This window comes from Streptomyces sp. cg35, from assembly GCF_050410835.1.
In the GTDB taxonomy this organism is placed as follows: domain Bacteria; phylum Actinomycetota; class Actinomycetes; order Streptomycetales; family Streptomycetaceae; genus Streptomyces.
Genome location: NZ_CP191268.1, coordinates 4,678,968 through 4,702,268, shown reverse-complemented (window position 1 = coordinate 4,702,268; position 23,301 = coordinate 4,678,968). Strand labels below are relative to the sequence as shown.

Sequence of the window (23,301 nt, the reverse complement as noted above, 5' to 3'; positions counted from 1 at the left end):
GACCGGCGGGCCTGCACTGCTGTACAGTCCTGTCTCGCAGCGCAACGAAGAAACAAGCGCCGCGAAACCTGGTCCTGTGGAGCAGTTTGGAGTGCTCGCCACCCTGTCAAGGTGGAGGCCGCGGGTTCAAATCCCGTCAGGACCGCAGTAGATGAGAAGCCCGCACCGTTCCGGTGCGGGCTTCTTCGTGTGCCCCGGCAGCCGCCCTTGACTCCTGGACGTCCCCTCGGTACGCCAGAACCAGGGCCCTGGCGGGAGGCGAGCGCATGGCGACACCGATACGACGACGCGAGACCCGCGCTCTCCTGCGCGCCCATCTCTCCGCCGCCTCCGGATACGGCCACGTGACCCGTCACTGCCCGATCTGCCACCGACTCCTGCGGCTCGCCATGGACCCCGCCACAGAGGCCCAGGAGGACCACGAGAGCGCCTGGGAGGGCGGCGAGGACGAAAGTCCCCCGAACGGGTGACGAAAGCCGACCCACAGGGCCCTCGACCGATGGGAGCCTGGAGACAGTCGGAGTCTGGTCGAGGACGCCCAGACGCGCGGATCCCCTCTAGCGCACGGGTGTCACCAGCAACAAGCTCCGCGCTGTGTGACGGGTGTCACCGAAATAGTTTTGGAAACACCGTTTCTTACACCCTCCCTACAACTGCTCAATTTAATATGTGCAATTGCACCACCCTCACAGGCGCCCGCGAGGCGCCGGCCAGAGACCGACCAAGGTCCGACAAGGGCGCGCACAGACCCCCGTCGACCACCGCTTCCAGCCGCTTCCGGCGCACAAAAAAGATCGCGCTGGACCCGGCGGAGTCCAGCGCGATCGACGACGTACCCGTGATGCAGTTGAGATGACGCTTCAGTAGGTGTGGGTCCCGTTGGGGCAGGACCCGCGTCGTGTGGAGCTAAGGGGTGGGTGCGATACGGGTTGGGGGACCCGGAACACCCGGTATTGCTGCGTTATGCGGTGCCTCAGGCCTCGCTGCGCTGCTGCGGGATACCCGCAAGCAGTGCGCGGACCTCGGCCTCGCGGTAACGCCGGTGCCCGCCGAGCGTGCGGATCGACGTGAGCTTGCCAGCCTTCGCCCAGCGCGTGACCGTCTTCGGGTCCACGCGGAACATCGTGGCGACCTCGGCGGGGGTCAGCAGCGGCTCGGCATCAGGGGTGCGAGCGGTCATGAGCGGCCTCCTCGGGAGAACCGAACCTTCTCGGTTCTTTCCTTTAAATTCTGCACCTTGACCCGCGTTGCCCGAAATGGCGGACACGGGTCGAGTCGGTTATAGGACGAACGGCTTGTCCTCGGCACTACAACTACACCATCCGTCCAGCCTCGTCGGCCAAACCGATGGAATTGCCCTCCCAGGTGTTCATCAGCGACGGAAGCCGATGGACCATGCCATAGCGGACAGTCACGCCACAGTGACGATCAGTCACAGAGCGATCAGGAGTCGTCAGACCCCCCAGCGACAGTGCAATGCTGAGTAATCCGTCCATGGTTGGACTTAGTTGGACGGATGGAGCCCTCCCCGGACTCCTTGTCCTATTTTGGCACGAGGAGGGGCGATGGACGCAAGGGCGAAGTTAGTGCAGTCCGTCACGCTTGACACAAAAGCCCGGATCGGGACGTAGGTCCCGAAGAAGCCGGTGAGTGCCGTCAGTTGGCGTTCTGCCGGTCCCGCACCGCTCGCCAGCGTGCCACGAGCCGCGCGTACGCCTCGCCCGCGCCGGCCCCGTCACCGGAGCGCAGCGCCTCGATGCCCTCGGCGACATCCGCCGCCGAGTGGTCCTCGTCCAGGAGGTCCGGCGGCAGGGTGTGCACGAGACCGCCGTAGTCGAGTTCGACGTACGAGCGGGGGTGGAACTCCTCGAGCCAGCGCCCCACATCTACCAGGCCCTCGATCAGGGGCCCCTCGTCGATCGCGTCCTTCAGCGCCTTCAGACCGCGCGCGACCCGTCGCCGGGCCTGCACCATCGGGGTGCGGTAGCGCAGCAGCGGGCCGCTGCCGTCCCCGGCCGTCTCCGGCTCGTACTCTCGCTCCTCGTCGGACACGAGCACGAACCAGTTGAGCGGCACCTGCCACGTCGACGTACGGATCCAGGGCCGCGCGTCCGGATTGTGCTCCAGCCAGCGCTCGTAGTCGTCGGACGCCTGCCGGCGCACCACCGCCGGGAGCACCGCGTCCAGGACCGGGGCCGGCAGCTGCCCCGGCAGCTCGTCCAGCGCCTGCCAGCCGCGCAGCCGGGTGCGCCACGGGCACACGCACAGCACGCCCTCGATCTCGATCACGAACGCGTCGTCGCTCTCGTGCACCGGCACCGGAACGGGCGGGGTGGGCAGCAAGTCGGCCAGGGAGCGACGCAGTTCGTCCTGGTAGGAGGGGTGGCGCTCGCGCTTCGCGTAGCGCTCCCAGTGGCCCCGCTCCGGCTCCGGAAAGGCCGCGAGGGGTTCGTACACACGCAGATACGACGCGTACGGGACGGTCACCGACGACACCTTGGGCACGGCTGCTCCCTCCCCCGCCCACCGGCTGGAAAACACTGCAAATCGTCCCACGGCGGGATGCCGCGCGACGCGGCGGGATTCGACCGTACTTGCGCCACCCCTCGACGCGAGAGAGTGATCCTCGGCACTGCGGCCGTGGCGGGCCTGTACACGCTCTACTCTCTTGCCCACGAACGACGGAAGGCCCGCCACCCGCACGGGATTCCGCCCACCGCCGCTACGTACTTGGGAGTCACCACAGTGACCGATGTGACCGGCGACGCTGTCACCACCTCCGGCACCCCTGCCGCACCGGACGTCCTGCACACCCTCTTCCACTCGGACCAGGGCGGACACGAGCAGGTCGTGCTCTGCCAGGACCGCGCGAGCGGCCTCAAGGCCGTCATCGCCCTCCACAACACCGCCCTGGGCCCGGCCCTCGGCGGCACCCGTTTCTACCCCTACGTCTCCGAGGCCGAGGCCGTCGCCGACGCGCTGAACCTCGCGCGCGGCATGTCGTACAAGAACGCCATGGCCGGCCTCGACCACGGCGGCGGCAAGGCCGTGATCATCGGCGACCCGCACGTCGTCAAGAGCGAGCAACTGCTGCTCGCCTACGGCCGGTTCGTCGCCTCGCTGGGCGGCCGGTACGTGACGGCCTGCGACGTCGGCACCTACGTCGCCGACATGGACGTGGTCGCGCGCGAGTGCCGCTGGACCACGGGCCGCTCCCCCGAGAACGGCGGCGCGGGCGACTCCTCCGTGCTCACCGCCTTCGGCGTCTTCCAGGGCATGCGGGCCAGCGCCCAGCACCTGTGGGGCGACCCGACGCTGCGCGGCCGCACGGTCGGCATCGCTGGCGTCGGGAAGGTCGGCCACCACCTGGTCGAGCACCTGCTGGCGGACGGTGCCCGGGTCGTGGTCACGGATGTGCGCGCGGAGTCCGTGCGCGGCATCACCGACCGGCACCCCGAGGTCGCGGTCGTCGCCGACACGGACGAGCTGATCCGGGTGCCGGACCTCGACATCTACGCCCCGTGCGCGCTGGGCGGCGCCCTGAACGACGAGACCGTCCCGGTGCTCACCGCGAAGGTGGTGTGCGGCGCGGCCAACAACCAGCTCGCGCACCCGGGCGTCGAGAAGGACCTCGCCGACCGCGGGATCCTCTACGCCCCGGACTACGTCGTGAACGCGGGCGGGGTCATCCAGGTGGCCGACGAACTCCACGGTTTCGACTTCGACCGGTGCAAAGCGAAGGCCTCGAAGATCTTCGACACCACGCTTTCGATCTTCGCTCGCGCAAAGACTGACGGGATTCCGCCAGCCGCCGCGGCCGACCGGATCGCCGAGCAGAGGATGGCGGAGGCGCGTTCGCGGCACTGATCGCGGGGCCTACGTAACGAGAGTCACGCCGATCGGCGGGTCGTCCGCCAAGAAGAGGTTAAAATCGCAGCTGACCAGCGAGGACAGGGCTCCTTGCTGGTCCTGTGCACAGGCGCGTCCTGCGGGCGACGTACCGTATGGGCGTGGGCTCAGGTACCGTGGAAGCCCTACGGACCGGTCTCCTCATGGGGAGTCCGTTCCAGATCATGAACGCGTGTCAAGACTCTGGGGCCACCGAGCCCCGTATCCGAGGGGGTCGAGCCATGGGGCGCGGCCGGGCAAAGGCCAAGCAGACGAAGGTCGCCCGCCAGCTGAAGTACAGCAGCGGCGGGACTGACCTGTCGCGTCTGGCCAATGAGCTGGGCGCATCGACGTCGAATCCAGTATCGAATCAGCCGCCGAACGGTGAGCCTTTCGAGGACGACGACGAGGAAGACGACCCGTACGCCCGCTATGCGGATCTGTACGACGAGGACGAGGACGAGGACTCCGACGAGTCCGGCCCGTCGTCTCAGCGCCGCGGCGCTTGACCTCGTAGCACTTCCAGCACGTAGCTGATCTCTACTGCCTGATTTCTGCTTACTGCTGCACTCACCCGGTCCGGGGTGGTCACACGCCGGACCGGGTTTTGTGCTGTCCGCACAGCGCCCGCGGGGGCCTACTGCGCGTAGTCCCCGGTGAGCTCGGCGCCCGTGGTGCGGTCGCCGCGGTCGGTGATCTCGCCGGCCACCCAGGAGTCCACGCCGCGGTCGGCGAGGGTCGCGAGGGCGACGTCCACCGACTCCTGCGGGACGATCGCCATCATGCCGACGCCCATGTTCAGCGTCTTCTCCAGCTCCAGGCGCTCGACAGAGCCGGCCTTGCCGACGAGGTCGAAGATCGCGCCCGGGGCCCAGGTGGAGCGGTCCACGGTGGCGTGCAGGCCGTCCGGGATGACCCGGGCCAGGTTCGCCGCGAGGCCGCCGCCGGTGATGTGGCTGTAGGCGTGGACCTGGGTCGTGCTGGTGAGCGAGAGGCAGTCCAGGGAGTAGATCTTCGTCGGCTCCAGGAGCTCCTCGCCCAGCGTCCGGCCGAGCTCGTCGACCTGCTGGTCGAGCGTCATGCCCGCCCGGTCGAAGAGGACGTGCCGGACCAGCGAGTACCCGTTCGAGTGAAGACCGGAGGACGCCATGGCGATCACCGCGTCCCCCGTACGGATACGGTCCGGGCCCAGCAGGTTGTCGTACTCCACGACGCCCGTACCGGCGCCGGCGACGTCGAAGTCGTCCGGGCCGAGCAGGCCCGGGTGCTCCGCCGTCTCGCCGCCGACGAGGGCGCAGCCGGCGAGGACACAGCCCTCGGCGATGCCCTTCACGATGGCGGCGACGCGCTCGGGGTGGACCTTGCCGACGCAGATGTAGTCGGTCATGAAGAGGGGCTCGGCACCGCAGACGACGATGTCGTCCATGACCATCGCGACGAGGTCGTGGCCGATCGTGTCGTACACGCCCAGCTGGCGGGCGATGTCGACCTTCGTGCCGACGCCGTCGGTGGCGGAGGCCAGCAGGGGCCGCTCGTACTTCTTGAGGGCGGAGGCGTCGAAGAGGCCGGCGAAGCCGCCGAGGCCGCCGAGGACCTCGGGCCGCCGCGTCTTCTTGACCCATTCCTTCATGAGTTCTACGGCGCGGTCGCCCGCTTCGATGTCCACGCCCGCGGAGGCGTAGCTGGCACCGGTGGTCTCAGTCATGGTGAATTGAGAGCTTTCGTGTCGTTACTACGGGGGTCTGCGGACCTACGGACGACGGATCGCGTCGCTCGCGGCCGTGGACGCCGGACCTGCGGCCAGTTCCGTCTCCAGGAGCTGCTTGCCGAGCAGCTCGGGGTCGGGAAGATCCATCGGGTACTCGCCGTCGAAGCAGGCGCGGCAGAGGTTCGGCTTGGCGATGGTGGTCGCCTCGATCATGCCGTCGATGGAGATGTACGAGAGCGAGTCGGCGCCCAGCGAGGTGCCGATCTCCTCGACCGTCATGCCGTTGGCGATCAGCTCCGCGCGCGTCGCGAAGTCGATGCCGAAGAAGCACGGCCACTTCACAGGCGGGGAGGAGATCCGGATGTGGACCTCCGCCGCGCCCGCCTCGCGGAGCATGCGGACCAGGGCGCGCTGCGTGTTGCCGCGGACGATCGAGTCGTCGACGACCACGAGCCTCTTGCCCTTGATGACTTCCTTGAGGGGGTTCAGCTTCAGACGGATGCCGAGCTGGCGGATCGTCTGCGAGGGCTGGATGAAGGTACGGCCCACATAGGCGTTCTTCACGAGACCGGCACCGAAGGGGATTCCGCTGGCCTCGGCGTAGCCGATCGCGGCGGGAGTGCCCGATTCCGGAGTCGCTATGACGAGGTCGGCCTCGACCGGCGCTTCCTTGGCGAGCTTGCGGCCCATCTCCACACGGGAGAGGTACACGTTCCGGCCCGCGATGTCCGTGTCGGGACGGGCCAGATAGACGTACTCGAAGACACAGCCCTTGGGCTTTGCTTCGGCGAAGCGGGACGTTCGCAGGCCGTTCTCGTCGATGGCGACGAACTCGCCCGGCTCGATCTCACGCACGTAAGCGGCGCCGCAGATGTCGAGGGCGGCGGACTCGGAGGCGACGACCCAGCCACGCTCCAGGCGTCCCAGGACCAGCGGGCGGATGCCCTGCGGGTCACGGGCCGCGTACAGCGTGCCCTCGTCCATGAAGACGAGGGAGAAGGCGCCCTGGACCTGCGGCAGGACCTTGGCGGACGCCTCTTCGATGGTCAGCGGCTTGCCGTCGTCGTCGACCTGGCCCGCGAGGAGCGCGGTGACGAGGTCGGTGTCGTTCGTGGCGGCGACCTGGGTGGCCCGCCCGTTCTCCTTGGGGAGATCGGCGACCATCTCGGCGAGCTGCGCCGTGTTGACCAGGTTGCCGTTGTGACCGAGCGCGATCGAGCCGTGCGCGGTGGCGCGGAACGTCGGCTGGGCGTTCTCCCATACGGAGGCCCCGGTGGTCGAGTAGCGGGCGTGACCGACCGCGATATGACCTTGCAGGGACCCTAGGGAGGTTTCGTCGAAGACCTGGGAGACAAGTCCCATGTCCTTGAAGACGAGGATCTGGGAGCCGTTGCTGACCGCGATTCCCGCGGATTCCTGACCCCGATGCTGGAGGGCGTAGAGCCCGAAGTACGTGAGCTTTGCGACCTCTTCGCCCGGAGCCCAGACACCGAAGACGCCACACGCGTCCTGGGGGCCTTTCTCGCCGGGGAGCAGATCGTGATTGAGTCGACCGTCACCACGTGGCACGGCACCGAGTGTAGGCGAGATCGACCACTGGTCCGAATTGGGGATACGGGCTTCTGACGTTGACAGGCTCCGTCCGTACGCGCCCGGGGCGGCCGGACGCGCGTAGCTTCCGGGGCGCCGCCGGCCGGGCGGACGGGTCGTGAGTACGCCGGGACCAGGGCGCACGGCCGGCCGGATGCCACCCCGCCGCACCGCGCTGACCTGCGACGACGCACCGCCAACAGGGTGCCGACCGGAGTCCGCGGCGGGCCTGCCGGTGCCTGCGCCGGGGGCGGAGGCGGCCGCGTCGGCCGCGCTCCGGGGGAGCCGCGCGCCGAGTGTGACGGAACTCGCGCCACCGCGCTCCCGCGGACGTCCGCAGTGCGGACCGGCCGTTGACAGGCACACGTCGTCGTCGGCATGGTCCTGGATCATGCAGCCCCGTTGTGACCGCACGGTCACCCTTGTGGAGCGCCGCCACGTCGACCTGGTCCGTGTCGCGAGCGCCATCTGTCGCTGCGCCTGACGCACTGCATCTCTTGATCCGCTGATCCGCGGCCTCGGGGGCCTCCGCACCGCGGGCCTCGGATCCTTCTGTCGCCGCTTCTGTTCCCGCCGGACCCCTCGTGCCCGGCGGCGGCCATCCCGCTCCTTCGCGCCGGAGGAGCGTGACCCTGCTTCTCTCCCGCTCTCCCTGGAGTGCTCTCCGTGTCCTCGCACGCCTCAGAACCCTCGAAGCTGTCCCGGCGCGCCTTCGGCGGGGTGGTGAGCGCCTCGGCGACCGCCGCCGCGCTCGGCGCTTCGGCCGCTCCCGCCGAAGCCGCGCCCCACCAGCCCCGGGAATCCCAGGAACGCCCGTTCCGCGCCGCCGCCGGCCGACACGCCAAGCGGCCCAACATCCTCTTCATCCTGGGCGACGACCTGGGCTGGGCCGACCTCTCCTCCTACGGGGCGCCGCACATCAAGACCCCGAACCTGGACAAGCTGGCCCGGCAGGGCGTCCGCTTCACCGACGCGTACAGCGGCTCCGCGACCTGCTCGCCGACCCGCTTCAGCCTCTACACGGGCCGCTATCCGGGACGTACGAAGGGCGGGCTCGCCGAGCCGATCGCCGACCGGTCCGTCGGACTCGACCCGAACCACCCCACGCTCGCCTCGCTGCTGCGCGGCGCGGGCTACTCGACCGCGCTGATCGGCAAGTGGCACTGCGGCTATCTGCCGGACTACTCGCCGACCAAGTCGGGCTGGGACGAGTTCTTCGGGAACTTCGGCGGGGCCCTGGAGTACTACTCGAAGCTCGGGCTCGGCGGTGAGTACGACCTGTACGAGGGCGACGTGCGGGAGGGCGACACCGAGTACAAGGACCTGCGGTACTACACGCGGATCCTGACCGAGCGGGCCGGCGAGTACGTGCGGCGCGACCACGGCGGCAAGCCGTGGCTGCTCAACCTGAACTTCACCACCCCGCACTGGCCGTGGATCGCCGACGGGGACGAGGCGGAGAGCGCCGAGGTCGTACGGAAGATCAAGGCCGGGGACGCGCGGGCCCTGTTCCACACCGACGGCGGGTCCGTGGAGAAGTACACGGAGATGGTCGAGGACCTGGACCGGTCCATCGGGCAGGTGCTGACGGCGCTCAAGGAGACCGGGCAGGAGAAGGACACCCTCGTCTTCTTCGCCTCGGACAACGGCGGCGAACGCTTCTCCTACAACTGGCCGCTGTCCGGGAACAAGGCGTCCCTCCAGGAGGGCGGCATCCGGGTGCCGACGATCGTGCGCTGGCCGGCCCGGCTCGATGGCGGACAGGTCAGCCACGAGCCCGTCTTCACGCCCGACTGGACGGCGACGCTGCTCGAAATCGGCGGGGCGCGGCCCGACAAGGCGTTCCCACTGGACGGCACCAGCCTCGCCGGATACCTCCTGCGCGGTGAACGGCTCCAGGAGCGCGACCTGTTCTGGCGGGTGCGCGGGGAGCGGGCCGTGCGCCGCGGCGACTGGAAGTACTACCGCGGCAAGGGCGGCACGGACCAGCTGTTCGACCTCTCCGCCGACCGGCGTGAGCAGGCCGACCGGGCCGCGGACCAGCCGAAGCTGCTGGCCGAGCTGAAGGCGGTGTGGGAGAAGAAGGACAAGGAGCTTCTCCCGTACCCGTCCTGACGGACCGCCGTCGCGCGGCGGCGCGTCACTTGGCGGTGGCCCGCAGGCCGATGCCCTGCCCGTCGGGCCCCGTCAGGGTGAGGCCGTCGCCCCGGATCTCGTACCGCGCCTTGCCCTCCAGGACGCCGCGCATCGCCTTCTCGAGGCTCGCCGCCTCGCCGACACAGCCCATCTTCGTGCTGATCAGCGGGCCGAAGCTGATGTGGCCGTCCTTGACGGTGGCCTTGGCGCTGCCGCTGTTGCAGCCGAGGCGCACGCTGACCTGGCCGTCCTTCTCGAAGACGAGCCGGGCCCGGTCCTTGGCCGCCTTCGGCAGGGACTGGGCCGTCTCGCCGCTGTAGAGGGTGTCGACCATCCACCGGGTGCCGACGAGCTTCGCGTCGCGCTGCTTGGCGAGGGAGACGGTGTCGCCGTTGGCGCGGGTGAGGGTGAGGCGGTCGGAGCCGTGGGCCTTGACGGTGTTCTTGTCGGCCAGGGCGCGGGCGAGACGGTCGTCGAAGGCGCTCTGCTTCTTGTCGAGGCAGGCCTCGGTGGTCACGTCGGCCTGTCCCAGGTCGACGCTGTCGTCGGTGACCCGGGCGTCGGCGTCGAAGGTGTGGCAGCCGTAGTTGCCGCGCACTCGATCGTCGGAGACGAACTGCAGGTACGCGCCGCTCGGTGCCTTCGTCGTCGCCCCGTCCACCGTCATGCTCTGCACGGTCCAGGTGACGCCGGCGACGGGGGCACCGGCGACCTTCACCGTGCCGGGCGCCTTCTCGTTCCCGCAGGCCGCGACCGTGGTGAGGGCGACCAGGGGCAGCGCGGCGGCGAACAGGGTGCGGGTGCTGCGTTGCGTGAACATGCCGATGGGACGGGACGGCCCCCTCGATCGGTTCCGTCCCGCCGAAAGCTTCACGCCATGATCGGCAACAGAGCCGACAGGTCGGCCCGTTCACCACTTGCGCTGACGCGTGCTTCGTCGATCGCGGCCGCCCACTCCGTACGCCCCGTGGCGAGGCGGATCCAGGTGAGCGGGTCGGTCTCCACGACGTTCGGCGGAGTGCCGCGGGTGTGCCGGGGACCCTCGACGCACTGGACGACGGCGAACGGCGGGATCCGCACCTCGGTCGAGGCGCCCGGCGCCTTCACGGCGAGCGCGTCGGCGAGGAAGCGCGTCGCCGCGGCCAGCAGCTGCCGCTCGACGGGCAGTCCGAGCCCGGGCAGCGCATCGTTCAAGTCGTCGGTGTGCACGGCGAGCTCGACAGCGCGGGTGACGAGGACGCCGGTGAGGGGCATCGTCCCGACCCGGTGCGCGACGGGCCGCTCGCCGTCGATCCCCGCGGTCAGATACGTGTCGAGCCCGGCGGCGACCTGCGCGTACAGCTCGCTCAGCGGTGCGCTCCGCGCCAGCTCCTGCACGCCGACGGCAACGGCGGGGGCGGCGGGCGCGGTCAGCGCCGGGTAGTCCAGGAGCGCCAGGTCGGCCTGGGGCGGCGCGGGCTGGGCGAGGCCCCGCGGCAGCATGCCGACGGCCATGGTGAAGTGCGCGGCGAGCTCCCGCACCGTCCAGTCGCCGAGCCGGGTCGGCGCGGCGAGCTGCTCGGGCGTGAGGCCCTCGACGGCCTCGCGTACGGCAGCGAACTGGGCCAGGACGGCAGTCCGGAGCTTCTCGGAATCGTAGGAACGCGGACGCTTCCTGGATGTCTTGGGCGAGACCATGTCCGTGACCCTACGCCCGCACCACGACGTCGCTCAGGCCCCTTTCGACCAGGGCGACAGCCCCCGGCGGTGAGCAGGGCGTCCCCGGGCTCCTCGGCGATGCTGCTCGGCACGCTGCCGGCCACGCGACTCCCGCGACGGCACCCCCGGGCTAGCGCCGAGCCGGCGCCCGGCCGCCCGGCGCCGGATCGGCCTGCTCTCGATCGACCGTGAACGTCTCACCGCCCGCGGGTATCCCGACCCCGCGCCACCGGAACGGTAGGCCCGACGCCGAGTCGAGGTCGGGGCCGTCCATCAGCTGGAAGTGGACGTGCGGCTCGGTCGAGTTCCCCGAGTTCCCGCAGCGGGCTAGCCGCTGGCCCGCCCGCACCCGGTCGCCGGGGCGCACGGAGAGAGAGCCGCGCTGCAGGTGCGCGTACATCGCGTACACGCCGTCGCCCAGGTCGAGGACGATGTGGTTGCCGACGATCCAGCCCGCCCCGAACATCTCCCGTATCGCACCCTCCAGCAGCATCAAGTAGGCCAGTGCGGGCGTGGAGTTGCGGCTGAGATGGTCGCGGCGCCAGTCGGTGGCGTGGACGACCTCGGCGTCGGCGACGGCGTGGAGCGGCTCGCCGAAGGCGGGGAAGGCCCGGGGCCGGCGCACCACGGGCCACACCGCGGCGAACTTCGGGCGGGGCCGGTGCTCGGCGCCCTCCGCCACTATGTCGATCGCGTACGTCTGCCCGTACGCGTGCGTCCCGTGGCTGGGCACCTTGTCCGCGGGGCTGTTGAGCGCGGACCAGTGCCCGCGCACCGGTGGGTCCACCTCGACCGGCTCGCGTGGCGCGCGGTCCCGCCGCCCGGCCCGGCTCCTGGCCAGCACGATGACCACGGACAGCCCGGCCGGTATGAACGCCCACCACGTGGGAAACGGCCAGCCGTCGAAGAGGCCGCCGATGACCATGACCAGAAAGGCCAGTTGAAACACTCGGTACAGCACCATCGCCGTCTTGCGCACGAACACGATCGATCCCCCATCGCTCTGTCGTCGTCCTGTCGCTCTGCTCTCGCCCGGGTCAGGCGGGGCGGGCCGCCGTCAGCGCCACCAGGAGTGGCACGACCCGGCCCGCGGGCACCTCGTAACGTCCCCGGCCCGCCGACCGCAGCCACCCGGCAGCGGTCAACTGCCGCAGGTGGTGGTAGATCTGACCGCTCGTCCCCACGTCGTCGAGCTCGGCCAGCTCCGTGGCCGACGCGCGCCCGCCGAGGACCTCTCTCAGCAGCCTCAGCCGCAATCCGTTCCCCAACGCCGCGAAGGCGTCGGCCACGTCCGTCCAGTCGGACGCGAGCAACTCATCGGTGACCGCCGCGTACTGCCACTCGTACTCCTTGTCTCCCGGCAGGCGCACCGCGCCGGTGAACAGCACACCGCCGCTCGCGACGTCGGCCAGCTGTTCCTTCAGTCCGTCGAGGGCCCAGAACGTGCCTCCGGCGACCGTCGGCGCCGCGGCACCCGACTCCAGCGCGTCGAGACGCCGCTCCAGCTCGGCGACCCGCCGCTCAAGATCCGTCATGCATCGAGATTACGTAATTACGTAAAGCTCGACAACCCCTCGTTCGAGTGGTGCCCGCCCCGGACACGACGAAGCCCCCCGCCCTGCTCGGGCGGGGGGCTTCGCGGCCGGACTCAGGCCAGCAGCGCCGGAATCGTGTTCTCGTGCGCCTCGCGCAGCTCGGCCAGCGGCAGTGCGAACTCGCCCTGCACGTCGACCGTGGCGTCCTCGCCGGAACCGTCCACGACACCGATGCGGGTGACGGGCAGACCCCGCGCACCGCACATGTCGTTGAACCGCAGCTCCTCGCTCCGCGGCACGGCCACGACCGCACGGCCCGCCGACTCGGAGAAGAGGAAGGTGAACGCGTCGAGACCGTCCGGGACGACCAGGCGCGCGCCCTTCTGCCCGAGCAGCGCCGACTCGACCACGGCCTGGATCAGACCGCCGTCGGACAGGTCGTGCGCGGCGTCGATCATGCCGTCGCGCGACGCGGAGATCAGGATCTCGCCGAGCAGCCGCTCGCGCTCCAGGTCGACCTTCGGCGGCAGCCCGCCGAGGTGGTCGTGGACGACCTGCGACCAGGCCGAACCGCCGAACTCCTCGCGGGTGTCGCCCAGCAGGTAGAGGAGCTGGCCCTCTTCCTGGAAGGCGACCGGGGTGCGCCGCGCCACGTCGTCGATGACGCCGAGGACCGCGACGACCGGCGTCGGGTGGATCGCCGCCTCGCCCGTCTGGTTGTAGAGCGAGACGTTGCCGCCGGTCACCGGGGTGCCCAGCTGCAGACAGCCGTCGGCCAGACCGCGGATGGCCTCCGCGAACTGCCACATGACGGCCGGGTCCTCGGGCGAGCCGAAGTTCAGGCAGTCGGAGACGGCGAGCGGCTTGGCACCGGTCGTCGCCACGTTCCGGTACGCCTCCGCGAGGGCGAGCTGCGCGCCCGTGTACGGGTCGAGCTTCGCGTACCGGCCGTTGCCGTCGGTCGCGATGGCGACGCCGAGGCCGGACTCCTCGTCGATGCGGATCATGCCCGAGTCCTCGGGCTGCGCGAGGACGGTGTTGCCCTGCACGAAGTGGTCGTACTGCTGGGTGATCCACTTCTTCGACGCCTGGTTCGGCGAGGAGACCAGCTGGAGGACCTGCGCCTTCAGCTCGTCGCCCGAAGCGGGCCGCGGCAGCTTGCCCGCGTCGTCGGCCTGCAGCGCGTCCTGCCACTCCGGGCGGGCGTAGGGGCGCTCGTAGACCGGGCCGTCGTGCGCGACCGTGCGCGGGTCGACGTCGACGATCTTCTCGCCGTGCCAGAAGATCTCCAGCCGGTCGCCGTCGGTCACCTCACCGATGACGGTGGCGATGACGTCCCACTTCTCGCAGATCTCCAGGAAGCGGGCGACCTTCTCGGGCTCCACGACGGCGCACATGCGCTCCTGCGACTCGCTCATGAGGATCTCCTCAGGAGAGAGCGTGGAGTCGCGCAGCGGTACGTCGTCCAGCTCGACGCGCATACCGCCCGAGCCGTTCGACGCCAGCTCGCTGGTGGCGCAGGAGATGCCGGCGGCGCCGAGGTCCTGGATGCCGACGACGAGCTTCTCGGCGAAGGCTTCCAGGGTGCACTCGATGAGGAGCTTCTCCTGGAAGGGGTCGCCGACCTGGACGGCGGGGCGCTTCGACGGCTTGGCGTCGTCGAAGGTCTCGGAGGCCAGGATCGAGGCGCCACCGATGCCGTCGCCGCCCGTCCGGGCGCCGTACATGATGACCTTGTTGCCCGCGCCGGACGCCTTCGCGAGGTGGATGTCCTCGTGCCGCATGACGCCGATGGCGCCGGCGTTGACCAGCGGGTTGCCCTGGTAGCAGGCGTCGAAGACGACCTCGCCGCCGATGTTCGGCAGGCCCAGGCAGTTGCCGTAGCCGCCGATGCCGGCGACGACGCCGGGCAGCACGCGCTTGGTGTCGGGGTGGTCGGCCGCGCCCATCCGCAGCGGGTCGACCACGGCCACCGGGCGGGCGCCCATGGCGATGATGTCGCGCACGATGCCGCCCACTCCTGTAGCCGCACCCTGATAGGGCTCTACATAAGAGGGGTGGTTGTGCGACTCCACCTTGAAGGTGACGGCATAACCCTGGCCGACGTCCACGACACCGGCGTTCTCACCGATGCCGACGAGCATGGCGTCCGACTGCGGGGCCTTCTCGCCGAACTGGCGCAGGTGCACCTTGGACGACTTGTAGGAGCAGTGCTCGGACCACATGACCGAGTACATGGCGAGCTCGGCGCCGGTCGGGCGGCGGCCGAGGATCTCCACGACCCGCTCGTACTCGTCCTTCTTCAGGCCGAGTTCGGCCCAGGGCAGCTCGACGTCGGGGGTCTGTGCGGCGTTGTCGACGGTGTCGAGGCTCATGAGGCGGCGACCAGCTTCTTGAGGATCGAGGTGAAGAAGGGCAGACCGTCGGTGCGGCCGGACCCGACGAGGGGCTCCACGGCGTGCTCCGGGTGCGGCATCAGACCGACGACGTTGCCCGCCTCGTTCGTGATGCCGGCGATGTCGCGCAGCGAGCCGTTCGGGTTGACGTCGAGGTAGCGGAAGACGACCCGGCCCTCGGCCTCCAGCATGTCGAGCGTGCGCTCGTCGGCGACGTACCGCCCGTCCATGTTCTTCAGCGGGATGTGGATCTCCTGGCCCGCCTCGTAGTCGGACGTCCAGGCGGTGCCGGTGTTCTCCACGCGCAGCTTCTGGTCACGGCAGATGAAGTGCAGGTGGTCGTTGCCGAGCATCGCGCCGGGGAGCAGGTGGGCCTCGGTGAGCACCTGGAATCCGTTGCAGATACCGAGGACGGGCAGGCCCGCCTTCGCCTGGTCGATCAGCGTCTCCATGACCGGCGAGAAACGCGAGATGGCACCCGCGCGCAGGTAATCGCCGTAACTGAATCCGCCCGGCAGGACGACCGCGTCGACCTGCTTCAGATCCTTGTCCTTGTGCCAGAGGGCAACCGGCTCGGCGCCGGCCAGACGGATCGCGCGCTGGGTGTCCCGGTCGTCGAGGGAACCCGGAAAGGTGACGACGCCAATACGAGCGGTCACTTTTCGGCCCCCACCACGGGCTCCGCAGCTTCTTCGACCTTGACGGTGAAGTTCTCGATCACGGTGTTGGCGAGGAAGCTTTCCGCGAGCTCGTGGATACGGGCGAGGGCGGCGTCATCCACCGGCCCGTCCACTTCGAGCTCGAATCGCTTTCCCTGGCGAACGTCGGAGATGCCGTCGAAACCGAGGCGCGGCAGCGCACGCTGCACCGCCTGGCCCTGGGGGTCGAGGATCTCCGGCTTGAGCATGACGTCGACTACGACGCGTGCCACTGGCACTCCCGGTGTGTGGTGCTGAGCAGGTCCGTTCAGCGTACCTGCCCAAATCTTCTACTCGCGTAGACAGTAGGAAGCTACGAGAGCCGGATCACGTTACGGCAACGACATCAGATCCGCACGGAAAATTAAGGGAAAGACTCCGGATAAGAGACCCGGCGGACACGCGGAGGTTTTTAACTGGTCTTCCCAGCACAATGCCGGGCAGGGTAAAAAGGAATTGGCAGATACAGGCAACCGGCCTGAACTCGGGCCGGGACAATGCCCGACCTTTGCCCGACAACAGCTGGACAGTCGGCATCACCGCACGTCAAAGCGGGGTGCTGGACGAAGGGACCGATATTCGTGGCGCAGCGTGTCGTGGTCACCCTCTTCGACGACATCGACGGCGGAGAAGCGGCGGAAACGGTCGTCTTCGGTCTCGACGGCAGGTCGTACGAGATCGACCTCAATCCAGCCAATGCGAAAAAGCTCCGCAAGGCCCTGGCCCCGTACCTGCAGGCGGGCCGCAAGCGGTCCAGCCGGACCGGCAAGGCCTTCAAGCACACCGACCTCAGCCCGGACCCGGCGGCCGTGCGCGCCTGGGCCCGCTCGAACGACTTCGACGTGCCGCCGCGCGGCCGGATCCCGAAGCGGGTCTACGAGGCGTTCGCCGAGGCCAACTGAGTCCGCGGCACCCTCCGTCAGGAGCCCCTCGGGAGAACCGACTTGCGTTGCACCCCCAGCGGTCGGCTAGAGTCTGGAGCACGCCGAGGGGCAAGGCCGAAAGAGCCGCACCTCACGGAGTACATGCGGGTGTAGTTCAGTAGTAGAACATCCCCCTTCCAGGGGGAAGGCGCAGTGTGCAATTCCTGTCACCCGCTCCGCATCGCGTACCGATCACCCATACGGGTGCGGTAGGCTGATGCTCGCGCCGATCAGTGAGAGCTGGTCGGAGGCAATGCGAACGTAGCTCAGTTGGTAGAGCGCAACCTTGCCAAGGTTGAGGTCGCGAGTTCGAACCTCGTCGTTCGCTCCAGTTCGGGAAGCCCCGGATCCACCAGGATCCGGGGCTTCCCGCGTGTCGGGCCGCCTTCTGACATTTGTCATGTACGTCGATGACAGCGCGCACTGCCGACCGGGCCGCGCGGCCGGAAGGCTTGAGGCATGACCAACAACGAGCGCGTGATCGACGTCACTGATCTGCGCCGCGCGTACGGGGACGGGACAAGGGGTTCCTTCGAGGCGGTGCGCGGAGTCTCCTTCTCCGTGGACCGCGGCGAACTCTTCGCACTCCTCGGCACCAACGGCGCCGGAAAGACCTCCACCGTCGAGCTCCTCGAAGGACTCGCCGCACCTGCCGGGGGGCAGGTGCGGGTGCTCGGACACGACCCGTACACCGAGCGGGACCGGGTGCGGCCGCGGATCGGCGTGATGCTCCAGGAGGGCGGCTTCCCCTCGGAGCTGACCGTCGCCGAGACCGCGCGGATGTGGGCCGGCTGCACCAGCGGCGCACGGCCCCTGGACGAGGCGCTGGAGATGGTCGGGCTCGCCGCCCGCGGGAAGGTGCGCGTCAAGCAACTGTCCGGCGGCGAGAAGCGCAGGCTCGACCTCGCGCTCGCGCTGCTCGGCCGGCCCGAGGTGCTGTTCCTCGACGAGCCGACCACCGGTCTCGACGCCGAAGGACGCCAGGCCACCTGGGAGTTGGTGCGGCGGCTGCGTGCCGAGGGCACGACCGTGCTGCTGACCACGCACTACCTCGAAGAGGCCGAAGGGCTCGCCGACCGGCTCGCGATCATGCACGAGGGACGGATCGCCGCCGAGGGCCGCGTCGCCGACGTCGTCGCCGCGCAGCCCTCGCACATCTCCTTCGAACTCCCCGAGGGCTACTTCGTGGGCGATCTGCCGCCGCTCGACGCGCTCGGCGTCACCGGGCACGAGGTCACCGGGCGCACCGTCAAGCTGCGCACCGACGCCCTCCAGCAGGCGGCGACCGGGCTCCTGGTCTGGGCGCGGGACGCTGGCGTGGAACTGCGCCGGCTCGACGTACGAGGGGCCTCCCTGGAGGAGGCGTTCCTGCGCATCGCACGGGACGCCAAGGGCACGGCCGACCAGCGGGAGAAGGAGATGGCGGTATGAGCACCGTGACGATGACGACCACCCCCGCCGGGCGGCTGACGTCGCTCGCCCGGGCCGAGCTGACGCTGCTCGGGCGCAGCAAGGGCGTGCTGTTCACGGCCCTGTTCGTGCCGCTCGTGCTGCCGTTCAGCCTCAGCGCGTCCATGAAGCAGGTCGACCTGAAGGAGCAGGGGCTGAGCCTCGGCCCCGTCGTGCTGTCGTCGGCGATCTGCTTCTCGCTGCTGTTCGCCGTGTACAGCGCCCTGGTCAGCGTCTACGCGTCGCGGCGCGAGGAACTGGTCCTCAAGCGGCTGCGCACCGGCGAGCTGCGCGACGGCGAGATCCTCGCGGGCGCCGCGCTGCCGTCCGTCGCGATCGGGCTGCTGCAGTGCGTCGTACTGGCCGTCGCGGTCACGTTCGTGCTGGACACCGGGGCCCCGCAGGCGCCCCAGCTGGCCGTGCTCGGCGTCCTCCTCGGCATCCCGCTGTGCGTGGCGCTGGCCGCGGTCACCACGGTCTTCAGCCGCAGCGTGGAGAGCGCGCAGGTCGCCGCGATGCCGATGCTGATCGTCTCGATGCTCGGCTCGGGCGCCGTCGTCCCGCTGCAGTCCATGCCGGACGCGCTGGCCACCGTGTGCAAGGCGCTGCCGCTGACGTCGACGCTCACCCTGGTCCGCGGCGGCTGGGACGGGAGTCTGTCCGCCGGGGACACGGTGCAGGCGCTGGTCATCGCGGTGGCCTGGATCGCGGTCGCGGTGTTTGCTGTACGGCGATGGTTCCGGTGGGAACCGCGGCGCTGACAGGAGGGCTTCCGGTGGGCCGGGTGCGGTGGCGGGATCGCAGCAAGATCGAGCGGGTCGAGTGGCAGACCGTGTTCTCGCTGCGCGCGGTCAACTGGCTGTTCTTCGTGGCCTGGTCGGGCACGGGGCTCGCGGGGAGCCTGCGCGGCGACCGGACCGCGTACCTCCTCGGCCTCGCGCTCGTCGTCGTGAACGTGGCGCAGTGCCTGGTCGCCGACCGGCACATGCGCGCCGCCCTCGACCAGTACCTGGGGCGGGGGACGGTGCCCCGGTGGATGACGGTCACGGCCGGTGCGCTGGCCGTCGCCGCCCTCGGCCTCATCGCCGCCCTGGCGGTCACCGACAGCGTGAAGGACGGCCTCGTCGCCATGCCGCTGTTGTTCGCGCCGATGCCGTTCGCCGGTGCGTACACGCTGATGGTGCCGGTGCGGACGTTCGTGCGGCGCGCGGCCGTCGGTGTCGTGGCGGGCATCGCCGTCGCGGCGGCCGTCCGGCCCACGAGCGCCGTGCTCGTGGCGGTCGGCCTGCTGCTGGTCCTGGCCGCCGCGATCAGCCTGGGGTCCTACCGGTGCAGCGGCTGGAACCTCTCCGTCATGTGGGAGTCCGAGCGGGCCCGCGAGGTCGAGTCCCGGCTCGCCGTCGCCGAGGAGCGGCTGCGGTTCGGACGGGACCTGCACGACGTCATGGGCCGCAATCTGTCCGTCGTCGCCCTCAAGAGCGAGCTGGCGGTGCAGCTGGCCCGGCGCGGCCGCACCGAGGACGCCGTGACGCAGATGATCGAGGTGCAGCGCATCGCGCAGCAGTCGCAGAAGGAGGTCCGGGAGGTCGTACGCGGATACCGCGAGGCCGACCTGGGCGCCGAACTCGCGGGTGCACGCGGCGTGTTGAGCGCCGCCGGGATCGACTGCACGGTGACCGGTTCGGCGGCCGGGCTGCCGGCCGAGGTGCAGTCGGCGCTCGGCTGGGTGGTGCGTGAGGCCACGACGAACGTGCTGCGGCACGGGAACGCCGAGGCGTGTTCGGTACGGCTGGTCCAGGATGCGGAGGGCGTGGTGCTGACGGTGGAGAACGACGGGGTCGCGGCCGGCGCGGGACCGGTGAGCGGGCGCGGCTCGGGGCTCGCCGGGCTGCGGGAGCGGCTGGACGCGGTGGGCGGGACCCTGGAGGCGGCGGCGGAAGGCAGCCGGTTCCGCGTCGTGGCGGCCGTGCCGCTGAACGCCACGGCGTCAGGGAAAGCCGCCCCGGCCGCGGAGGCCGTCCGATGACCCTGCGCGTCCTGCTCGCCGACGACGAGCACCTCATCCGCGGCGCCCTCGCCGCCCTGCTCGCGCTGGAGGACGACCTGGTCGTCGTCGCCGAGGCCGCGAGCGGGCCCGAGGCGCTCGCCATGGCGCGGGCGCACCGCCCCGACGTCGCCGTGCTCGATCTGCAGATGCCGGGCGCCGACGGTGTGAGCGTGGCCACAACGCTGCGCGCGGAACTGCCCGGCTGCCGGACCATGATCGTGACCAGCCACGGCCGCCCGGGACATCTGAAGCGGGCCCTCGCCGCCGGGGTGCGCGGCTTCGTGCCGAAGACCGTGAGCGCGCAGCGGCTCGCCGAGATCATCCGGACCGTCCATGCCGGAAACCGTTATGTGGACCCGGAGTTGGCGGCCGACGCGATCTCCTCGGGGGACTCGCCGCTGACCGCGCGCGAGGCCGAGGTGCTCGAACTCGCCGCCGACGGGGCGCCCGTCACGGAGATCGCCGAGCGGGCCGCGCTCTCCCAGGGGACCGTGCGGAACTACCTGTCGTCGGCCGTCTCGAAGCTCGGTGCCGAGAACCGTCACGCCGCGGTGCGGATCGCACGCGAGCGAGGTTGGGTATAGTAGGCGTCGCGCTTCGGCGCACGGAGCACCACTCAGGTGATGCTTTGCGAACGTAGCTCAGTTGGTAGAGCGCAACCTTGCCAAGGTTGAGGTCGCGAGTTCGAACCTCGTCGTTCGCTCGGTGAAGAAGGCCCCCGGTCAGTGACCGGGGGCCTTCTCTCATGACCAGCTCTGGCCGGTCAGCAGCTCGTACGCCTCGATGTACTTGGCGCGCGTCGCGGCGACGACCTCGTCGGGCAGGGCCGGCGGCGGCTGCTCGCTCGCACGGTCCCAGCCGGAGGCCGGCGAGGTCAGCCAGTTCCGCACGAACTGCTTGTCGTAGCTGGGCTGCGCGCGGCCCGGCTGCCACTGGTCGGCCGGCCAGAAGCGCGAGGAGTCCGGAGTGAGCACCTCGTCGGCGAGGACCAGCGTGCCGTCCTTGTCGAAGCCGAACTCGAACTTGGTGTCCGCCAGGATGATGCCGCGCTCCCGCGCGATGTCCCGGGCCCGGCTGTAGACGGCGAGGGTCGCCTGGCGCAGCTGCGTGGCCGTCTCCGCGCCGACCTGGCGGGCCACCTCCTCGTAGCTGACGTTCTCGTCGTGCTCGCCGACCGCAGCCTTCGTGGCGGGCGTGAAGATCGGCGCGGGGAGCTCCGAGCCGTCCTCCAGGCCCTCGGGCAGGGCGAGGCCGCAGACCGTCCGCGAGTCGTTGTACTCGAGCAGACCGGAGCCGGTGAGGTAGCCGCGGGCCACGCACTCGACCGGCACCATCTCCAGGGACTTGCAGACGAGGGTGCGGCCCGCCCAGTCGGCGGGGGCGCCCGCCGGCAGGTCCGTGGACACGACATGGTTCGGCATGAGGTCGGCGAGCTGCTCGAACCACCACAGCGAGAGCTGGGTGAGGACCCGGCCCTTGTCCGTGATGGGCGTGGGCAGGACCCAGTCGTACGCCGACATGCGGTCACTGGCGACCATGATCAGGTCGCCGGCGTCGTTCTGGTACAGCTCCCGCACCTTGCCGGTGTGGAGATGCACCAGGCCCGGGACCTGTACTGGCTCGGGCTTTTCGACGAATCCGGACACGGTTCCTCCCCGTGGTTCTGTACGAGTGCCTCTGATTCTCCCGTACATGGGGACGCGTTCCGGCCACGGGTCCCACCGGGGGCTCGGGGGCGGGCCGTGGCCTCAGTCTCGTTTGCAGATGCGGTCGAGGAGATTGGCCGTCGCCCGCTGGATACGGGGGTCGACGTGGCCCGGCCGGTCCAGGGCCGGGGACCATGCGAACGTTCCGGACGCGAAGACCAGCGCGCCCGACGGTGCCCGGTACAGGGACGTCTCCTGGTGGCGGCGGGTCCTGTCGCTGTCGTGGTACGGCGAATGGGCCAGCAGGATGCGGTCCTGGTGCTCGGGCAGCGCGGTACGCGGGAAGTAGCGGTCGGCCTCGCCCGCGACCAGGCCCTCGATCTCGTCGCCCTCGTGCGCGCCGGTCGCCTCCCACAGCCAGTGGTCCGCGTTCCGCACGACCAGCGGGTGCGGCTCGGGGACGCGGCCCGCGTACTGGATGCCCATGAGCTGCTGCTCCGGCTTGTCGATCTCCCGCCACAGGGCCGCCCGGCCAGGGCCTCTGCGCTTGCGGCAGGTGAGGAGCCGGTCCGGGACACCGGACGGCGACGGGCCCAACTCCACCTGCCAGTACATGGTGTTGGCGGAGAGGAAGACGAGGGACGTGCCGTGCTCGCGGGCCGCCTCGGCGGTCCGGCGCATGTTCGCCGACCAGTACTCGTCGTGGCCCGGGAAGACGAGGCCCCGGTAACGCGTCGGGTCGATGCGGCCCGCGTGCAGGTCACGGGTGTCGGCGTACGCGATGTCGTAGCCGTAGCGCTCGGCCCAGCGGATGAAGTCGTACGCGTGACCGACGTGCAGGGGCAGGCCCGCGCCCGCGTACGGACGGTCGAAGGACACCGTGATCGCGGCCTCGCTCTCGCCGAGCAGCCGGCCCTCCTCGTCCCAGGCGTGGTAGAGGCTGGCGCCGGTGCGGCCGTCCTCCGGGTAGAGGTTGTACGCCTGCCAGGTGATGTCCGGGAGCAGCAGGAGCAGGTCGGCGGGCTGGGTGTCGCGGACCGTGAAGGGGACGTGCGAGCGGTAGCCGTCGAGGGTGGTGAGGACGGCCACGTACGCGCCCGTGCTCCAGTGCGACGGGATCTGCAGGCGCCATGACAACCACCAGTGATGGCAGGAGACCGTGCGGTCGGCGGTCAGCGGGGCGGGCTGCACGATGCCGGACAGGCGCGGGCTCGTGGTGATCTTGCGGGCGCCGTCGCCGCCGTAGTGGCCGATGCGGTAGACGTCCACGGTGAACTGCTGCGGCGGGTCGACCGTGACGTGGAAGTCGATCGCCTCGCCGGGCGCGGCCGCGCCGGTCGAGGTGAAGCCCTTGATCTGGCGGTGCACGTCGTCGGCGGTCCGCGGGCCGCTGGTGCGGGGCGCCGGAATGTTGCTGGCGCCGGGCTGCGGGGCGTGGTCCACGTACCAGGGGACGACCTGGCCGGTGTCGTCGAAGTAGTGCTCGCTGCCGCGCAGCCAGGGCAGCGGGCCCTGCCCGAACGGATCGGACACCGCGTGGGCCATCGCGCCGGACTCCCAGCGGGGGGTGCGCGCGCGAGGTGGCGA

At 70.3% G+C, this 23,301-nt stretch carries 23 protein-coding genes and 4 tRNA genes; 14 read left to right on the top strand and 13 right to left on the bottom strand.

The genetic code is table 11. The annotated features are described in order from the left end of the window. The first annotated feature begins 70 nt into the window (after positions 1-70). Together ACQUQD_RS21360 and ACQUQD_RS21355 are read left to right on the top strand one after the other, a co-directional pair. A tRNA-Asp gene (locus tag ACQUQD_RS21360) sits at positions 71-145 on the top strand. Between the two features lie 121 nt (positions 146-266). Beyond that, complete coding sequence (locus ACQUQD_RS21355) at positions 267-470, top strand: DUF6274 family protein (RefSeq protein ID WP_428953723.1); 204 nt, start codon at positions 267-269, stop codon at positions 468-470. Between the two features lie 503 nt (positions 471-973). Here the strand turns inward: ACQUQD_RS21355 and bldC are convergent. Both bldC and ACQUQD_RS21345 read right to left on the bottom strand, forming a co-directional pair. Further along, on the bottom strand, positions 974-1,180 hold the full coding sequence (gene bldC / locus ACQUQD_RS21350) for a developmental transcriptional regulator BldC (protein WP_003949541.1): 207 nt from the start codon (positions 1,178-1,180) through the stop codon (positions 974-976). 476 nt (positions 1,181-1,656) lie between these two features. Beyond that, on the bottom strand, positions 1,657-2,505 hold the full coding sequence (locus ACQUQD_RS21345) for a hypothetical protein (protein ID WP_428953722.1): 849 nt from the start codon (positions 2,503-2,505) through the stop codon (positions 1,657-1,659). Positions 2,506-2,745: 240 nt separating this feature from the next. Between ACQUQD_RS21345 and ACQUQD_RS21340 the strand changes: the two genes are divergently transcribed. Both ACQUQD_RS21340 and ACQUQD_RS21335 read left to right on the top strand, forming a co-directional pair. Next, entirely contained in the window at positions 2,746-3,867 is a 1,122-nt protein-coding gene (locus ACQUQD_RS21340) for a Leu/Phe/Val dehydrogenase (RefSeq protein ID WP_428953721.1), read from the top strand. Between the two features lie 263 nt (positions 3,868-4,130). Next, a complete protein-coding gene (locus tag ACQUQD_RS21335) occupies positions 4,131-4,397 on the top strand; it encodes a DUF3073 domain-containing protein (RefSeq protein ID WP_428953720.1) in 267 nt (88 codons plus the stop codon). Positions 4,398-4,525: 128 nt separating this feature from the next. On the opposite strand, the gene purM is transcribed toward ACQUQD_RS21335, so the two are convergent. Both purM and purF read right to left on the bottom strand, forming a co-directional pair. After that, on the bottom strand, positions 4,526-5,593 hold the full coding sequence (gene purM, locus ACQUQD_RS21330; protein ID WP_428953719.1) for a phosphoribosylformylglycinamidine cyclo-ligase: 1,068 nt from the start codon (positions 5,591-5,593) through the stop codon (positions 4,526-4,528). 45 nt (positions 5,594-5,638) lie between these two features. After that, on the bottom strand, positions 5,639-7,165 hold the full coding sequence (gene purF / locus ACQUQD_RS21325) for an amidophosphoribosyltransferase (RefSeq protein WP_428953718.1): 1,527 nt from the start codon (positions 7,163-7,165) through the stop codon (positions 5,639-5,641). A 175-nt stretch (positions 7,166-7,340) separates the two neighbouring features. Here purF and ACQUQD_RS21320 point away from each other — a divergent pair, with 175 nt between their 5' ends. Both ACQUQD_RS21320 and ACQUQD_RS21315 read left to right on the top strand, forming a co-directional pair. Next, positions 7,341-7,670: a putative leader peptide gene (locus ACQUQD_RS21320; protein WP_428953717.1), complete on the top strand. Its 330-nt coding sequence runs from the start codon at positions 7,341-7,343 to the stop codon at positions 7,668-7,670. A gap of 182 nt (positions 7,671-7,852) precedes the next feature. Further along, on the top strand, positions 7,853-9,301 hold the full coding sequence (locus tag ACQUQD_RS21315) for a sulfatase family protein (protein WP_428953716.1): 1,449 nt from the start codon (positions 7,853-7,855) through the stop codon (positions 9,299-9,301). Between the two features lie 25 nt (positions 9,302-9,326). Here ACQUQD_RS21315 and ACQUQD_RS21310 read toward each other — a convergent pair whose 3' ends face one another. From ACQUQD_RS21310 to purS, 7 genes are all read right to left on the bottom strand, one after another. After that, complete coding sequence (locus ACQUQD_RS21310; RefSeq protein WP_428953715.1) at positions 9,327-10,142, bottom strand: META domain-containing protein; 816 nt, start codon at positions 10,140-10,142, stop codon at positions 9,327-9,329. Positions 10,143-10,192: 50 nt separating this feature from the next. Beyond that, entirely contained in the window at positions 10,193-10,999 is an 807-nt protein-coding gene (locus ACQUQD_RS21305) for a sterol carrier family protein (RefSeq protein WP_428953714.1), read from the bottom strand. Positions 11,000-11,150: 151 nt separating this feature from the next. After that, positions 11,151-12,005, bottom strand: coding sequence for a M23 family metallopeptidase (locus tag ACQUQD_RS21300; protein WP_428953713.1), 855 nt, complete (start codon positions 12,003-12,005; stop codon positions 11,151-11,153). 52 nt (positions 12,006-12,057) lie between these two features. After that, positions 12,058-12,555: an ArsR family transcriptional regulator gene (locus tag ACQUQD_RS21295; protein WP_428953712.1), complete on the bottom strand. Its 498-nt coding sequence runs from the start codon at positions 12,553-12,555 to the stop codon at positions 12,058-12,060. Positions 12,556-12,668: 113 nt separating this feature from the next. Then, positions 12,669-14,930, bottom strand: coding sequence for a phosphoribosylformylglycinamidine synthase subunit PurL (gene purL, locus ACQUQD_RS21290; RefSeq protein WP_428953711.1), 2,262 nt, complete (start codon positions 14,928-14,930; stop codon positions 12,669-12,671). Continuing rightward, a complete protein-coding gene (purQ, locus tag ACQUQD_RS21285) occupies positions 14,927-15,610 on the bottom strand; it encodes a phosphoribosylformylglycinamidine synthase subunit PurQ (RefSeq protein ID WP_428953710.1) in 684 nt (227 codons plus the stop codon). The genes purL and purQ overlap by 4 nt, the downstream gene beginning before the upstream one ends. Continuing rightward, positions 15,607-15,882 (bottom strand): phosphoribosylformylglycinamidine synthase subunit PurS, encoded by a 276-nt coding sequence (purS, locus tag ACQUQD_RS21280; protein WP_428953709.1) that lies wholly within the window; start codon positions 15,880-15,882, stop codon positions 15,607-15,609. Before purS ends, purQ begins: the two co-directional genes overlap by 4 nt. Before the next feature lie 348 nt (positions 15,883-16,230). Here purS and ACQUQD_RS21275 point away from each other — a divergent pair, with 348 nt between their 5' ends. From ACQUQD_RS21275 to ACQUQD_RS21240, 8 genes are all read left to right on the top strand, one after another. Further along, positions 16,231-16,551 (top strand): histone-like nucleoid-structuring protein Lsr2, encoded by a 321-nt coding sequence (locus ACQUQD_RS21275; protein WP_428953708.1) that lies wholly within the window; start codon positions 16,231-16,233, stop codon positions 16,549-16,551. A gap of 125 nt (positions 16,552-16,676) precedes the next feature. Further along, positions 16,677-16,748: transfer RNA gene (locus ACQUQD_RS21270), tRNA-Gly, on the top strand. 79 nt (positions 16,749-16,827) lie between these two features. Beyond that, a tRNA-Gly gene (locus ACQUQD_RS21265) sits at positions 16,828-16,903 on the top strand. A 128-nt stretch (positions 16,904-17,031) separates the two neighbouring features. Further along, complete coding sequence (locus ACQUQD_RS21260) at positions 17,032-18,003, top strand: ABC transporter ATP-binding protein (RefSeq protein ID WP_428953707.1); 972 nt, start codon at positions 17,032-17,034, stop codon at positions 18,001-18,003. Further along, complete coding sequence (locus ACQUQD_RS21255; protein WP_428953706.1) at positions 18,000-18,782, top strand: ABC transporter permease; 783 nt, start codon at positions 18,000-18,002, stop codon at positions 18,780-18,782. The genes ACQUQD_RS21260 and ACQUQD_RS21255 overlap by 4 nt, the downstream gene beginning before the upstream one ends. 14 nt (positions 18,783-18,796) lie before the next feature. Further along, positions 18,797-20,047, top strand: a complete 1,251-nt coding sequence (locus ACQUQD_RS21250; protein ID WP_428953705.1) for a sensor histidine kinase — start codon at positions 18,797-18,799, stop codon at positions 20,045-20,047. Beyond that, complete coding sequence (locus ACQUQD_RS21245; protein ID WP_428953704.1) at positions 20,044-20,652, top strand: response regulator; 609 nt, start codon at positions 20,044-20,046, stop codon at positions 20,650-20,652. The genes ACQUQD_RS21250 and ACQUQD_RS21245 overlap by 4 nt, the downstream gene beginning before the upstream one ends. A gap of 46 nt (positions 20,653-20,698) precedes the next feature. Continuing rightward, positions 20,699-20,771, top strand: a tRNA-Gly gene (locus tag ACQUQD_RS21240). Between the two features lie 40 nt (positions 20,772-20,811). Here the strand turns inward: ACQUQD_RS21240 and ACQUQD_RS21235 are convergent. Both ACQUQD_RS21235 and ACQUQD_RS21230 read right to left on the bottom strand, forming a co-directional pair. Continuing rightward, entirely contained in the window at positions 20,812-21,714 is a 903-nt protein-coding gene (locus ACQUQD_RS21235) for a phosphoribosylaminoimidazolesuccinocarboxamide synthase (RefSeq protein ID WP_428953703.1), read from the bottom strand. 102 nt (positions 21,715-21,816) lie between these two features. Then, entirely contained in the window at positions 21,817-23,259 is a 1,443-nt protein-coding gene (locus tag ACQUQD_RS21230) for a N,N-dimethylformamidase beta subunit family domain-containing protein (protein WP_428957620.1), read from the bottom strand. Positions 23,260-23,301 lie beyond the last annotated feature (42 nt).

What these genes read in the sequence shown, in the direction of transcription:
- purL (WP_428953711.1), bottom strand. Translation starts at nt 14,930, where the DNA reads ATGAGCCTCGACACCGTCGACAACGCCGCACAGACCCCCGACGTCGAG.
- purM (WP_428953719.1), bottom strand. Translation starts at nt 5,593, where the DNA reads ATGACTGAGACCACCGGTGCCAGCTACGCCTCCGCGGGCGTGGACATC.
- ACQUQD_RS21305 (WP_428953714.1), bottom strand. Translation starts at nt 10,999, where the DNA reads ATGGTCTCGCCCAAGACATCCAGGAAGCGTCCGCGTTCCTACGATTCC.
- ACQUQD_RS21245 (WP_428953704.1), top strand. Translation starts at nt 20,044, where the DNA reads ATGACCCTGCGCGTCCTGCTCGCCGACGACGAGCACCTCATCCGCGGC.
- ACQUQD_RS21230 (WP_428957620.1), bottom strand. Translation starts at nt 23,259, where the DNA reads ATGGCCCACGCGGTGTCCGATCCGTTCGGGCAGGGCCCGCTGCCCTGG.
- ACQUQD_RS21255 (WP_428953706.1), top strand. Translation starts at nt 18,000, where the DNA reads ATGAGCACCGTGACGATGACGACCACCCCCGCCGGGCGGCTGACGTCG.
- bldC (WP_003949541.1), bottom strand. Translation starts at nt 1,180, where the DNA reads ATGACCGCTCGCACCCCTGATGCCGAGCCGCTGCTGACCCCCGCCGAG.
- ACQUQD_RS21320 (WP_428953717.1), top strand. Translation starts at nt 7,341, where the DNA reads ATGCCACCCCGCCGCACCGCGCTGACCTGCGACGACGCACCGCCAACA.
- ACQUQD_RS21295 (WP_428953712.1), bottom strand. Translation starts at nt 12,555, where the DNA reads ATGACGGATCTTGAGCGGCGGGTCGCCGAGCTGGAGCGGCGTCTCGAC.
- ACQUQD_RS21310 (WP_428953715.1), bottom strand. Translation starts at nt 10,142, where the DNA reads ATGTTCACGCAACGCAGCACCCGCACCCTGTTCGCCGCCGCGCTGCCC.
- ACQUQD_RS21355 (WP_428953723.1), top strand. Translation starts at nt 267, where the DNA reads ATGGCGACACCGATACGACGACGCGAGACCCGCGCTCTCCTGCGCGCC.
- ACQUQD_RS21260 (WP_428953707.1), top strand. Translation starts at nt 17,032, where the DNA reads ATGACCAACAACGAGCGCGTGATCGACGTCACTGATCTGCGCCGCGCG.
- ACQUQD_RS21335 (WP_428953720.1), top strand. Translation starts at nt 4,131, where the DNA reads ATGGGGCGCGGCCGGGCAAAGGCCAAGCAGACGAAGGTCGCCCGCCAG.